The sequence below is a fragment of the Maritimimonas sp. 2205BS37-2 genome (genome assembly GCF_056591755.1).
This window is the reverse complement of record NZ_JBWQOI010000001.1, coordinates 1,246,624-1,258,839: the sequence shown is the minus strand read 5'-3', so window position 1 is coordinate 1,258,839 and position 12,216 is coordinate 1,246,624. Positions and strand designations below refer to the sequence as shown.

Here is a 12,216-nt window from a genome sequence, read left to right as displayed (position 1 = left end):
TTTATAGTTGTTACTAATTTAATCAATAAGAGAATGGCAATTAAAAATTTAACACGACTTTAGCAAAATGGCTATTTTAACTGAAGATTGCCTGTTGCATATCTTAAATTGTATATCATTTTCGTAATACGCCATCCTTCAGGATTTTTTACAAGATTGAAATCATAGGTTCCAATAAAGTTACGGGTAGTACCATGTTTCGCATTTTTTTTATAATGAGTGGCTGTGGCATAAGCGAAAACTTCAGCTTTATGGTCTTTTATAGTTACTAAATGATTTCCTGAAAGGTGATTAACGGCATCAAGATCTTTAAATCCTTGTTGCCAATTTTCACAAATTTCATGAGCTAATAATTCTCTGGCTTCACCACCCATAGAGGTCATATCTAAATTAACAAACTTGGCAAAAACTTCATTTTGAAGCTTATCCCAGTTCATATGATCTGTATATATAAATAACTTATTAACGGTTTCAATAACCTGTTCTCTTTCTGAAAACTGATTCATAAATTTTTAAGATTTTTGATAAATGTTATAGCCATCCAGCACCAACGAACTCAAGTTTTTCAGCTTTCGGAGGATGAACAGGGCCGCTTGCTTTTAATTGCATTCTAAAACTTCCGAAGGCCTCAACATTATTCAATTTACTCATCGTTTCATCGTCTTTCGCTACATTTAGATGCATAAATGTAACATCATCTTCAAGTTGATAAGTAGAATAATACATTCCTTCTATTGGATTAGCCTTTAGTGCTTCCATTACTGCCTTAATATTTTTCTTATTCTGCTCAACATATTCTGGCTTTACTGTGTATTGTACGCGTACCGCTTTCATTTGTATTAGATTTTTTCTTAAAAATACAAAGTATTAGTTTAGCTACCTAATACAATTGAGTAATGTACTTTGAAAAATTTCTTAAAATGATTTCTAAAGAAGGCTTGCATGTTTTAGATGCAACCATTCCATTGAATGCCTACGTTAACATTGATTTATCTATTCACAATGAAGGTTTAAAGGCCATTGATATTTCATTGGTTGAAGCATGCGAAGCGTATATTTCTAATTACTTATATGAAAGAAAAGCTCAGGTAGCTTATGGTGGTTATCTTGAAGAGCGAAATTTATATAACGGGGCGCATAATTTTATCGGTGTAGAAGAACGATCAATACACTTAGGGATTGACCTTTGGAGTGCTGCGGGAACAAACGTATTAGCCGTACTTGATGGTGAAATTCATAGCTTTCGAGATAATAAGAATTCTGGTGACTACGGGCCAACAATTATTTTACAACATAATATGAATAACATAATGTTTTATTCGTTATATGGACACTTAAGTTTAGATTCATTGAAAGATTTAGAAATTGGCAAGAAAGTGTTTCAAGGTGAAACAATTGCAGTATTGGGTTCGTCTGAGGTTAATGGCGGTTATTCACCCCATTTACATTTTCAGTTAATTAAAGATATTCAAGGATTATTTGGCGATTATCCTGGCGTTAGCAGTAAAAAGAATTTAGATTTTTATAAAGAAAATTGTCCAAACCCTGATTGGTTATTGAAGTTAGCTTAGTTCTATATAAAATAACCCGTAGTAGATTTTAAACTTTATAATTGTTCGATCAATGCTCTTGCAAGCACGGTGTCATAAATGATTTTTAGCTTCTTAATTTTATTTTGAGAATTAAATTCTACAATATCAACAACATCAAAAGTTACTTTTTCATTATTCTTTAATGTCCAATTATAAGTAAAATAAAGTGCTAGATCGTTGGAATCACTATCTTCAAATATTCCTTTTAGAATAAGTTTAGAATTAGAGGTGTCATTATTTAGTTCTTGATAAAACTCTGGAGCAGATTTAATTCCATATAAAGGAGAATCTACGATTCCATCCTTATCAAATAATTCTATAATCTGCTCAATATTTCCCTGTTCAAGAAAATTTAAATATTCTTTTACTAATTCTTTTTTACCCATAGTTAGTACCAACATAAGTAGGCTTAGTAAGAAAAACTAGGCTTGTTAGCTAGTAGCTAATTTAACAAATAAAACTGGCGATAGTTCTTTTGCGAGTGATTTTCCGAGGTAAAATTCCGTCGCAATTAATTATACACGTTGTTAACAAATGTATTCTATATTCCCAAAATTTGTTCAGTTCGGTTTAGGTCAAATTCATTCCAATCTTTAATATACACTTTAATGTTCTCATTTTTAAAATCTGAATAATTTTTCATTCCTATTCCAATAAAGTGCAATCCTAAATTTCGTGCAGTTTTTAAGTCCCAAATCCCATCTCCAACTGAAATTATATTGCTAAATGATTCTACTTTATGAAATTCTTTCGCTTTTTCAATGGCCATTTTTACAATTCCTTCTCTTTCATAAATTCCATTAGATCCAACAACTAAGTTCTCATCATAATTTATTTCTGATTGCTTTAGTTTGATGAATGCTGGTTTTAACAGTGAACCTGTGGCGAATGAAATAACGTAGTCATTTTTATCAATAAAAAAATCTATGATGTTTTTAGCGCCCTTGACTTCAGTAACTTCCTTTAAGGAAAGAATTAATTCCGTCATTCGATTTTCAAAACCTTCAATGAATGAAAAATCAAACTTTCTCAAAAGATTCTTTTCATAGTTCTCTTTTAAAATATAACTATCGGTATGATGCTTATACTCTTTCCAATTTTGGTTGATTTTTGTAATTCCGAATTCCTTCATCGTATTTACATAAGCCAATTGATGTTGGTATTCACTTTTCGTCAGCGTATCGTCTATGTCAAATACAATTAAGTTCATTTGCTCTTTTAGTAACTATTGTTATTATCGTATATATATAAGTACATCTATTTAATATCTACAAATCTAACAGATTCTCAAAAAAGGAAAAGCTTTATAAAGACAAATACGTTCTTATTTTATGACAAGATTATATGGATAAGAAGAATGAGATTAAATGATTTTATGTAATTAGCTGAAATTATTTTCCAATACAAAAAGTAACAATATTTTATTTTACTGGGCTTACAGCCTATTGAGGTGTAAATGAGACGCAAAATAATGATACTTTATATAATCCTTTACGATTTTATAGGCAATATTAATAAAATTTGATTACGTTATCTTCAATATAGTAGCTTTATTAAAAGGGAATTTAATATTAAAATTCACTTTCGAAATTAATCGTGTATTGATTTAACGGTTCTAATTGACTTACATTATTCTTATATTTATGAATACTTATTACTTACAGTATACTAGAAATAATTAAACCTGTACGTTATTTGGTAAGATGGTCATTTATATGAAGAATATTAAATTATAATGAAATACAGAATGAAAAATTTATATTCCTTTAAAGTCGGTAATTTCAAATGTACACTTTTTAAAGATTTTCAATACAGCTACCATATGAAAGATTATTTCCAAAATGTCAGTACAGAAGTGGCCCTTAAAGCTCTTGAAAAATATAGTGTTAATGAAGGTTTGATTCCATCTCCTTATGTAGCTTTATTAGTTGAAACGGATGATAAAAAAATACTGGTGGATACGGGATTGGGTAAGCGATCTCAGATATTAGAATTCAAAGGACATCAATTTAGATTCGATGGGCACCTAATACCAGATCTAATTGAAAACAAATTGCTATCTAAGATAGATAAAATTGTAGTAACCCATTTGCATCCTGATCACGTAGGAGGATTGTTTTCGGAGGACAAAAAATGTTTTTTTCCAAATAGCGAAATTATAGTGCATCAAGCAGAATGGGACTATTGGCGTAAGGATTACATCATGGGTTCCTCTCCAGTATTTGATTATACTGTTCTAGAACAGGTGAACCCACTTAAGAATCAATATTTAACATTGATCGATAAGCCGGAGGTAGAAATTATTCCAGGTATTAACTTGATTCATATTCCAGGTCATACACCCGGCCAACTTGCTGTACATCTCAATTCAAATGAAGAAAATTTATTGTATATATCTGACGCTTGGCTTCACCCACTGCATATAGAACATTTGGATTGGAAGAATACTGTTGACCTAAACCACGAGCTTGCTAAAAAGTCAAAGCTACGATTGTTAAGTATGGCCTATGCTAATTCGATGCTAGTACAAACTTTTCACTTCGATTTTCCCGGGTTAGGTCGAATAGACAAAACAAATAACAATTGGTCATGGGTTATCGAAAAATAATATGTAAGCAACCCCCTTATTCTATTGCAATTTTTATAACCAACCTAAATTTTTACATTTTCTATAAGCTTCAATAGCAGTTTTAGTTTCCATTTTGTCAATAATGTTTCTTCTATGTGTATCTACAGTGTGAACACTAATAAAAAGCTTAGATGCAATAACCCGACTTGTAAAGCCTTCGCTAAGTAAATTCAAAACTTCTTTCTCTCTATTTGTTAAAATGCATTCCTGACCATTTCCTGACCTGTACATTTGATAAAACTTTTCCTTATTAGGTCCGTCCCATTCACAATCAAAATGCTGAAAATTGGTCAAGCCTGTTAAGTCAGTAAGCTTGCCTAGCGTATAACGCAATGCTCCGGCTGAGTCATAGATTAAACCCGTAGTAGATTTTAGTAAAACCTTCCCGTTAATTGTCTTATACAAACATTTGTATACATCTTTCTCAATTTGTACACCTGTAGACTTATGGAAAGATGTCTTTAAATTGGTCATCACCCAATGGTAAAGAGCAGCAGAATTCGAATCATCTACATGATCATATAATAAAGATATATCGTTTTTATTCTTTCGTTCTATTCCAATGATTTTATAGAAATTCTCTGAAATTGCTTCTAATTGTGCCTGCTTACAGTCAATAACATACAATGCCTCATTTGGAAACGCATGGTACTTATTCAATATAACATCAATATCAAGCTGTACCTTCAACTCACCATAGGGTTGATTAAGATGATATTCAACTATATCTTTCTTCCATGGTTGATTAGTGTCAGAATTTCTCATATCACTAATTTAAAACTTTATTTCTTATATCTGCTAATTTAGAGCTTTCTCTAATTCTAAAAAATACTCACTATTGAGTATTTCAGAATCAAATTCAGTCTCTTAACTTTGAACTCAATAACTATTTATAAAACCATTTACTATGAAAAATGTTCTAGTTGTTGGTGCTACGGGTAATCTTGGACCACATATTGTAAAGGCCTTAGTTAAAAATGGTCATCAGGTATCAGCATTACTAAGGTCGACAAGTATAGCAGATATTTCTAAAACCCAACCGCTTAAAGATCAAGGCGTGGAACTCTTGGAAGGAAATTTTGAAGACTATGACAGTTTAAGAAGAGCTTGCCATAAGAAGAACGTTGTTATCTCTTGTGCAGGAGGAGATCAAATTTTGAATCAAATCCATTTAGCGAAGGCAGCAAAGAATGCTGGTGTAGAAAGATTTATTCCAAGCGAATTTGGTATAGATCCATATGTTGCCAAAAAGGGGTCTTGTGATTTGTTTGATGCCAAAGCCGCAGTACAAGAACAAATTAAAGAAACAGGTATTGGATTCACTCCTATTTACACCAATGGTTTTATGGAATTTTGGGCTACCGGACTAGGTGAACTTGGAGCCCTTTCCCCGCCAGATCATGTAAAGGTTTTTGGGGATGGACATACATCTGCACATATGACAGCCTTGTCTGATATTGGGCGATATACTACCTCCATTCTTGAAGACCCAAAAACAATAAATAAAGAAGTCCTAATATCTACTACAAGCTCAACTCAGAATGAGATGATTTCTTTGTGGGAGGACATCAGTGGGAAAACTGTGGAAAAAGAATTTGTTGCTGCTGGTCAATTAGATCAGGTCATAAACTCGTCGAATACATCAGACAGTATGTTGACCAAAATATTCACTCAACTGCATCGGTCTGTGTGGATTAAAGGAGAGGCAAATAAAGAAAGAGATGGGGTGCTGAATGCAGTGTCTAGATATCCTGATATTCAACCGATGAGTTTGAAAGCATATTTAACGAATTTCATTAATTAAGAGCTATTCTCATTCATCATAAACCTTAATAGGTATAGTACATAAAAGCCTAAGTAAATGACAGATATTAAACTTAAAAAAGATTTTAGTGGAACAAACTAAGGGCTATAGACTCTAAAACCGAACGGACTGTTTAGGTTAAAACTAATTTAACATTTATTAGCTCTTATCAATAGAGAATATTTTAAAAGCAATTGCTTATGCAATGGTGCTATAGGATGTTATTGTCTAAGGATTCGCAAATCAAATTACATTTTAGTCGTTTTTGTACCTCCTTATTAGTCTTTTTATTCAATATTTTTCACAAAAAAAAGAAGCTATGAACTTTACAAAAAGAAACAACAGAAACTATTTAAACAAAATACGGATAAAACTACCATTATTAATTATTGCATTGATCTTTATAACAAACGGACATGCTCAGCTGTTAAAAAAACTACAAAAAAGAGCTGAAGAAGCTGCAGCACGTGCTCTTGAGCAAAAAGTTGAAGAAAAAACAGAAGATGTAACTGCAAAAGCATTTGATTCTGTATTCAATAATCAAGGCAAGCTTTTTAAAATAAAGCGAAAGAATAAATCTAAAAAGAATAAGCCAGTTAATGAAAATGTACCTGAAGCTTTCAAACCATATGTTAAGTTTGATTTTATACCTGGTGATGAAATTATATTATATGATGATTTTTCATTAGATGAAATAGGTGACTTTCCTTCAAAATGGAATACCAATGGTACTGGTGAGTTGGTAGAGATAAATGACAGTAAATGGTTGATGCTTTCAGGTAAATCAACTTATGTTCCAGATGTTCAAAAGCTGCTACCCGAAAATTATACCATAGAATTTGATATGGTAACCAATGGGCTAGACCAGAAAACGAGCTCACAGGCAAAATTTGAGATTTGGTTAGAGGACAATAATTCATTTATACGCGCTAAGAACAGAGTAAAAATTGAAATACCACTCGCACTGTTTATTAGTACTGGGTTTACATTTGAAAACAATATTGATGGTGAGCGTGTCATTAGAAATACTATTGAAAAAGATATTCGGGCAGCGATTGTTGATTTTTTACATGTTTCAATAGCAGTTAATGGAGCTAGGCTTAGACTATGGATTAATGAAAATAAAGTGATTGACATACCCAGATTAGTGCCTGAGAATATCACTTCTTTTAAGCTACATCCAAGACAATTACGAGATGAACAAGATCAATTATTCATTACCAATTTAAAAATAGCAGAAAGTGGTGTTGATTTACGAAGCCAGTTGGTAAATAATGGTAGGTTTTCAACTACAGGTATCTTATTTAATTCAGGTTCTGACCAGATTAAGCCAGAATCATATGGGGTATTAAAACAAATTGCTGAAGCCCTACAGCAAGAAACGGATCTAAATGTAAATATTATTGGTCATACTGATGCCGATGGTGATAATGAAAACAATCTATTGCTTTCAGAGCAAAGAGCGACGTCAGTAAAGAATCTATTGACCTCACAATTTGGAATTGATATAAGCAGATTACGTACTGAAGGAAAAGGAGAAACTGAACCTGTTAGTGATAATTCTACCATAGAAGGAAAAGCAAATAATAGGAGGGTGGAATTTGTGAAAATCTAAAATAGAGGCAGTATCAACAAAACAAGAATCACTTAAAATAAAATCATGAAAAAGATCATAAAATTTTTAACGCTTTTATTCTTCTTTAATCTAAATGCACAGAAAATTATTAGCCATGTGGCTAATACAAGTAATACCATTGGTCATATAACCACAATTGATAACCAAGCTACAAATGGGAAAAGCAATACGGTTTTAATAGTTACACAGAACTACGGTGTAAAAAACTCTGGAACATATAATAACAATGAAATAGGGGTTTGGTATAATGGCGGAAAATGGAAAATTTTTAATCAGAATAGAAAACCTATACCAAGAAATGCAAGATTCAATATTCTAGTAATTCCAGAGAACTCAGATAAGGTATTTGTATATAAAACAAGTGCTACTAATACCAAAGGTCACATAACAACTATAAATTCTTCATTAACTGACAACAAACCAAAAGCATTGATTTTTGTGACTCAAAATTATGGAAAATATAATACTTCAAATATAGGTACTTGGTATAGCCAAGGTAAATGGAAAATTTATAACGAAAACACAAAACAGAAAATACCTATTGGTACAAAATTTAATGTACTTGTATTAAATTCTGGTAAAAACAAAATCGGTTATTTAAATCTTCACGGCTTTAAGTATAGTAATAATTCTAAGGGGCATGTCAGTATAATAAACTCTCCTTTACAGTTAACAAAAGAATCTACGCTATTCACTACACCAAACTGGATAGGCACATATAACCCTAATGCTACTGGTGTTTGGTATAATGGCAGTAAATGGACTATTTATAATCAAAACAGGAAACTACTTCCAAAAAAAGTGCAATTTAATGTGTTGACAACCAATAAGTATATTAGGGCGAAGCCGAACTCTTCAGTTATAAGTAATGTAAAAGTTTTGAAGAAGAATGTGTTACTTCCAGGTTTTAAAACAAAACAAAACATTTCTTATATAATAAAAAATAATCTTGCTATTTATCAAGGAGATATTGTTTTAGGAGATTCACGAAATGTAGTTGATCCTAAACCAAAGCCACACCCTAAAAAAAGAGATTTTAGTACTTTCAAGACATCTAATTCTACTTCTCAAGCTGCTACTGTGCGTATTAGTGATGGGCTTATAGACAGAGACTGGTTATGGCCTCATGGTATAATTCCTTATAGAATTAGGAATGAGTTCAGTTCTTCAGAACGACGAGCGATTAGAGAGGCAATTCAAGAAATAAATTCAAGAACTAACTTAAATATCGTACCAAACAATGGACAGGTACATCATATTGTATTTTTTAAGAAGCCTGGTTTAGGAGGAGGAACTAGTAGAGTAGGTAGACATAGGTTGTGGCAACGAATAAACCTTGATCATGATATGCCAAAAGATGTGATTATACATGAAATCTTACATGCTGCTGGGTTTTGGCATGAACAAAGTAGAAGTGATAGAGATAGATTTGTAAAAGTACTTTGGGAAAATATTATAGATGATCAAAAGCATAATTTCGAAAAACATGTTGGTGATGCCTATAAAGTTACACCATACGATCCAAATTCCATTATGCATTATTCTGGAAATGCCTTTAGTAAAAATGGCAGACCAACTTTAGTGAATTCAAGAACCAATGATGCAGTAAGAGGTGGTAGAGGATTATCGGATATGGATGTGGATGGTGTTAATTTAGTTTATAAAAAAGATTACATAAGCTTCGTTACAAAGCCTTTGACTTCAATACGTATTGTAAAAACTACTATACAAAGAGTGAGATCAAATGATAAAGATGGAGGTCGTAAAACGGCTATAGATTTTTATATGAAAAATGAAACTGGTCCCGGTTGGAACTGGAGACCAGGAAATAGCGGTAATCCAACTGAAAGGTTTAACAGTGGTAAAGTAGAAGAATCAGATAATGATATTTCACCAAATTGGCAATTTAGATATGCCATACCTAGAAATGAACAATTTGCTAAAGTTTGGTTAAAACTGAGGGATGATGACGGGCTTGCTAGTAATGAAAATAGAGATGAAACTGTAGATATTAATCCTTTTCCTGGTATTAAAGGGATTGAGCTTTTTATAAACACATCAAATGGTGAAATATATCTAGGCGATATAGATGGGGTACGGTTTGATGTAAATTATGTAGGTCAAGTAGGTGAAGAATTGGAGATTGAAGGATATGATAGTGGAATCAAAGCCAAGTTAACTTTTAAAATTGAGATTGAATAAAATTAAAAAGCATTAATCATGAAAAAATTAGTAATAGTCATTTTAGCTGCATTCGCAATTACAGTTAATGCACAAGTTAAGCCAAAGATATATACAAGTAATAAAAAAGTTAAGATAAAGAAAAATAAGCCTACACCACAAGGTATAAAAATTACAAATTTTAAAAAGATATCTATTAATGATTTGAATAAACTCGATATCCCAATTTCACAAATTAGTGCAGATAAACTCACCGATAAGCCAACGAGAATATGGAGTATAAATCCAATGAAACAATATGACGATAACTTATATCTAACGTTGTTATATGGAATATGGAGTCGAGAAACTTGGATGATTGGAAGTGGAGCTGTGAGTGAAAGAATAGGTTTAAATATTATAGACCGTAAGGAAGAATTTAGTAATAGAGGAGGTTATAATGGTAGTGGACAGTGGAGGCATATTTTCCCTCAAATAATAAAATTTATAGCCGCTGGCGGAACAGAATATATTTTAAAAATAAAATTTCACGAAAGCATAAATATTAGTAGAAATCCCTCAATTTATATAGGTAGAGAATCATATATTTCAGAAGTTAATTTAAATGAACATAAGGAAGTTAACTACTTATTCAAGCAAAATAACTCGGGAGAAGTTTATATATATATATCGCCAAGATTACACAAATTAAATGGTAAAGTGGATGGTTTTTTATCCACAGGAATAAAGGAAATAATAATAAGTCGTTTTGACTAGAAACAGGAATTATACAAATTGAATTCTAATCATTTACAATGATACTTTTTTACTAAACCAACATCAAATAGATAATAATATTCATTTTAAAAACTAAAACTATGGACTTTTCAAAGAAAAACCACGAACACTACAAGGGTAACACCAATTTTGTAAATAAAAAAACGCTCTCTACGGTCATCTTAATAGTGCTAACACTTAGCACAATCTATGCACAAGTTAAACCTAAGGTGTCAGTAAACTCTAAAAATGTTAAAATAGGTAATGCTAGACAAAGCTTGAAAGTGATGGATTTAAGTAAAATAAAATCCATTGAAAATTTAAACAAACTCAATATACCAGTAGCCAAGGCGACAAAAGAAAAATTAAGTGCTAAGCCGACTAGAACATGGAAAATTCATCCTCAGAGGCTAAATGATGGATTCCTAAGATTCGAATCAATTAAAGGAACATTTAATAAAGACAGGTGGATTTGGGGTTGGAATATTGATAGACAATTACAAAACTCACTTGAGTTATTGGATAAAGGTCGTGTAAAAAACAATAAATATGATACTTTTCCACTTAAAATTAAATTTAGAGTAACAGGAGGTGTAGAATACAGGTTAAAAATCAGGCAGCTTTATGTTTATCCAGAATCTAGATCTCATTATTTATATATAGCGATAAATTCTTTATCTAATAACCAGGGATCTATTTCTAAAATATATAATGAAAACAATGTGTTTAACTATGTTTTTAAAAAATCAAAATCAGGAGAGGTTATAATTTCATTATCTGGCGTACCCATAGTTAATCGCAAAATTAATGATGGTAGAGGATACTGGCAACTTATCAATACTCACGAGATAAAAATTGACCGTATTAATTAAAAAATTGACCCTATGAAAAAAATAGCAATGACAATCGTTTTTACATTATTAATGTTAACAGCAACTTATGCCCAAATTAGAAAACCTAAAGTATCAATTAACACAAAAAAGGTTAATAAAGTTAAAATAGAACAAGGGCTAAGAATAAATAACTTAAGTAAATTAAAATCAATTAAGGATTTTGAAAAATTAAAAATTCCAATTGCACGAGCTACGCAAGAACAGATAGAGTCAGAACCCAAGAGAATATGGACAATACGCCCTAACAAGATGATTGATGGGGCATTAAAATTAACCGTAAATCGTGGGTCAACTTCTCCAAGTTATTGGTATTATAACGAAAAATATGGACCTGACAGTGAAATCGATGATTATGTTAATGATATGAATGATGGCTATTCTTATTTTCCTAAAAGTAAAATTTGGCAGTTATGGTTCAAATTTAGAGCAATAGGAGGGGAGGTTTACCGTATAAGTTTTAAGAATAATACAAGAAGGAAACAGGCTAGAGAGTTTATTTATATAAATAGATCAAATGGGCGAACATATGCATCTGATAGTTGGGTGTCAAGAGTCGAATTAAACGAACAAAACGAATTCATATATATATTTGAACAAAACGAAAACGCCGATATTATCTTCAGTTTTTCACCAATTCCAATGATTGATAGAGGAGGAGAGAATCATACGTGGCATGGTGTTCTGATTAGTGAATTAAAAATCGAAAACCTTAAATAATATTGAAA

The 12,216-nt window shown here is 31.5% G+C and carries 13 protein-coding genes; 8 read left to right on the top strand and 5 right to left on the bottom strand.

Features of this window, described 5'->3' with window-relative positions; all coding sequences use genetic code 11:
• Window positions 1-71 precede the first annotated feature (71 nt).
• The gene (locus AC1EUU_RS06010; protein WP_480200478.1) at window positions 72-506 is read right to left on the bottom strand and encodes a nuclear transport factor 2 family protein; all 435 of its coding nucleotides are present in this window, start codon (window positions 504-506) and stop codon (window positions 72-74) included.
• Window positions 507-531: 25 nt separating this feature from the next.
• The gene (locus tag AC1EUU_RS06005) at window positions 532-834 is read right to left on the bottom strand and encodes a hypothetical protein (RefSeq protein ID WP_480200477.1); all 303 of its coding nucleotides are present in this window, start codon (window positions 832-834) and stop codon (window positions 532-534) included.
• 86 nt (window positions 835-920) lie between these two features.
• Between AC1EUU_RS06005 and AC1EUU_RS06000 the strand changes: the two genes are divergently transcribed.
• Window positions 921-1,571: a peptidoglycan DD-metalloendopeptidase family protein gene (locus AC1EUU_RS06000; protein WP_480200476.1), complete on the top strand. Its 651-nt coding sequence runs from the start codon at window positions 921-923 to the stop codon at window positions 1,569-1,571.
• Between the two features lie 35 nt (window positions 1,572-1,606).
• On the opposite strand, the gene AC1EUU_RS05995 is transcribed toward AC1EUU_RS06000, so the two are convergent.
• Window positions 1,607-1,978, bottom strand: a complete 372-nt coding sequence (locus AC1EUU_RS05995) for a nuclear transport factor 2 family protein (protein ID WP_480200475.1) — start codon at window positions 1,976-1,978, stop codon at window positions 1,607-1,609.
• 155 nt (window positions 1,979-2,133) lie between these two features.
• Window positions 2,134-2,802 carry an HAD family hydrolase gene (locus tag AC1EUU_RS05990; protein ID WP_480200474.1) on the bottom strand — a complete coding sequence of 223 codons (669 nt, stop codon included), beginning with the start codon at window positions 2,800-2,802 and terminating at the stop codon, window positions 2,134-2,136.
• 612 nt (window positions 2,803-3,414) lie between these two features.
• Between AC1EUU_RS05990 and AC1EUU_RS05985 the strand changes: the two genes are divergently transcribed.
• Window positions 3,415-4,200 (top strand): MBL fold metallo-hydrolase, encoded by a 786-nt coding sequence (locus AC1EUU_RS05985; protein ID WP_480200473.1) that lies wholly within the window; start codon window positions 3,415-3,417, stop codon window positions 4,198-4,200.
• A 33-nt stretch (window positions 4,201-4,233) separates the two neighbouring features.
• Here the strand turns inward: AC1EUU_RS05985 and AC1EUU_RS05980 are convergent, their stop codons facing one another.
• Complete coding sequence (locus AC1EUU_RS05980; RefSeq protein WP_480200472.1) at window positions 4,234-4,986, bottom strand: response regulator transcription factor; 753 nt, start codon at window positions 4,984-4,986, stop codon at window positions 4,234-4,236.
• Window positions 4,987-5,128: 142 nt separating this feature from the next.
• Here AC1EUU_RS05980 and AC1EUU_RS05975 point away from each other — a divergent pair, with 142 nt between their 5' ends.
• The 6 genes from AC1EUU_RS05975 to AC1EUU_RS05950 all read left to right on the top strand — a co-directional run bounded on the left by AC1EUU_RS05975 (window position 5,129) and on the right by AC1EUU_RS05950 (window position 12,208).
• Window positions 5,129-6,025 (top strand): aromatic alcohol reductase, encoded by an 897-nt coding sequence (locus AC1EUU_RS05975; protein ID WP_480200471.1) that lies wholly within the window; start codon window positions 5,129-5,131, stop codon window positions 6,023-6,025.
• 319 nt (window positions 6,026-6,344) lie between these two features.
• Window positions 6,345-7,640: an OmpA family protein gene (locus AC1EUU_RS05970; protein WP_480200470.1), complete on the top strand. Its 1,296-nt coding sequence runs from the start codon at window positions 6,345-6,347 to the stop codon at window positions 7,638-7,640.
• A 45-nt stretch (window positions 7,641-7,685) separates the two neighbouring features.
• Entirely contained in the window at window positions 7,686-9,863 is a 2,178-nt protein-coding gene (locus AC1EUU_RS05965) for a M12 family metallopeptidase (protein WP_480200469.1), read from the top strand.
• Window positions 9,864-9,881: 18 nt separating this feature from the next.
• A complete protein-coding gene (locus AC1EUU_RS05960) occupies window positions 9,882-10,598 on the top strand; it encodes a hypothetical protein (RefSeq protein WP_480200468.1) in 717 nt (238 codons plus the stop codon).
• 101 nt (window positions 10,599-10,699) lie between these two features.
• Window positions 10,700-11,470, top strand: coding sequence for a hypothetical protein (locus tag AC1EUU_RS05955; protein WP_480200467.1), 771 nt, complete (start codon window positions 10,700-10,702; stop codon window positions 11,468-11,470).
• 12 nt (window positions 11,471-11,482) lie between these two features.
• On the top strand, window positions 11,483-12,208 hold the full coding sequence (locus AC1EUU_RS05950; protein ID WP_480200466.1) for a hypothetical protein: 726 nt from the start codon (window positions 11,483-11,485) through the stop codon (window positions 12,206-12,208).
• Window positions 12,209-12,216: the final 8 nt, after the last annotated feature.

Coding starts and splice junctions, on each gene's coding strand:
- AC1EUU_RS05955 (WP_480200467.1), top strand. CDS start 10,700: ATGGACTTTTCAAAGAAAAACCACGAACACTACAAGGGTAACACCAAT.
- AC1EUU_RS05975 (WP_480200471.1), top strand. CDS start 5,129: ATGAAAAATGTTCTAGTTGTTGGTGCTACGGGTAATCTTGGACCACAT.
- AC1EUU_RS05960 (WP_480200468.1), top strand. CDS start 9,882: ATGAAAAAATTAGTAATAGTCATTTTAGCTGCATTCGCAATTACAGTT.
- AC1EUU_RS06000 (WP_480200476.1), top strand. CDS start 921: ATGATTTCTAAAGAAGGCTTGCATGTTTTAGATGCAACCATTCCATTG.
- AC1EUU_RS05965 (WP_480200469.1), top strand. CDS start 7,686: ATGAAAAAGATCATAAAATTTTTAACGCTTTTATTCTTCTTTAATCTA.
- AC1EUU_RS06010 (WP_480200478.1), bottom strand. CDS start 506: ATGAATCAGTTTTCAGAAAGAGAACAGGTTATTGAAACCGTTAATAAG.
- AC1EUU_RS05985 (WP_480200473.1), top strand. CDS start 3,415: ATGAAAGATTATTTCCAAAATGTCAGTACAGAAGTGGCCCTTAAAGCT.
- AC1EUU_RS05950 (WP_480200466.1), top strand. CDS start 11,483: ATGAAAAAAATAGCAATGACAATCGTTTTTACATTATTAATGTTAACA.
- AC1EUU_RS05995 (WP_480200475.1), bottom strand. CDS start 1,978: ATGGGTAAAAAAGAATTAGTAAAAGAATATTTAAATTTTCTTGAACAG.
- AC1EUU_RS05990 (WP_480200474.1), bottom strand. CDS start 2,802: ATGAACTTAATTGTATTTGACATAGACGATACGCTGACGAAAAGTGAA.
- AC1EUU_RS06005 (WP_480200477.1), bottom strand. CDS start 834: ATGAAAGCGGTACGCGTACAATACACAGTAAAGCCAGAATATGTTGAG.
- AC1EUU_RS05980 (WP_480200472.1), bottom strand. CDS start 4,986: ATGAGAAATTCTGACACTAATCAACCATGGAAGAAAGATATAGTTGAA.
- AC1EUU_RS05970 (WP_480200470.1), top strand. CDS start 6,345: ATGAACTTTACAAAAAGAAACAACAGAAACTATTTAAACAAAATACGG.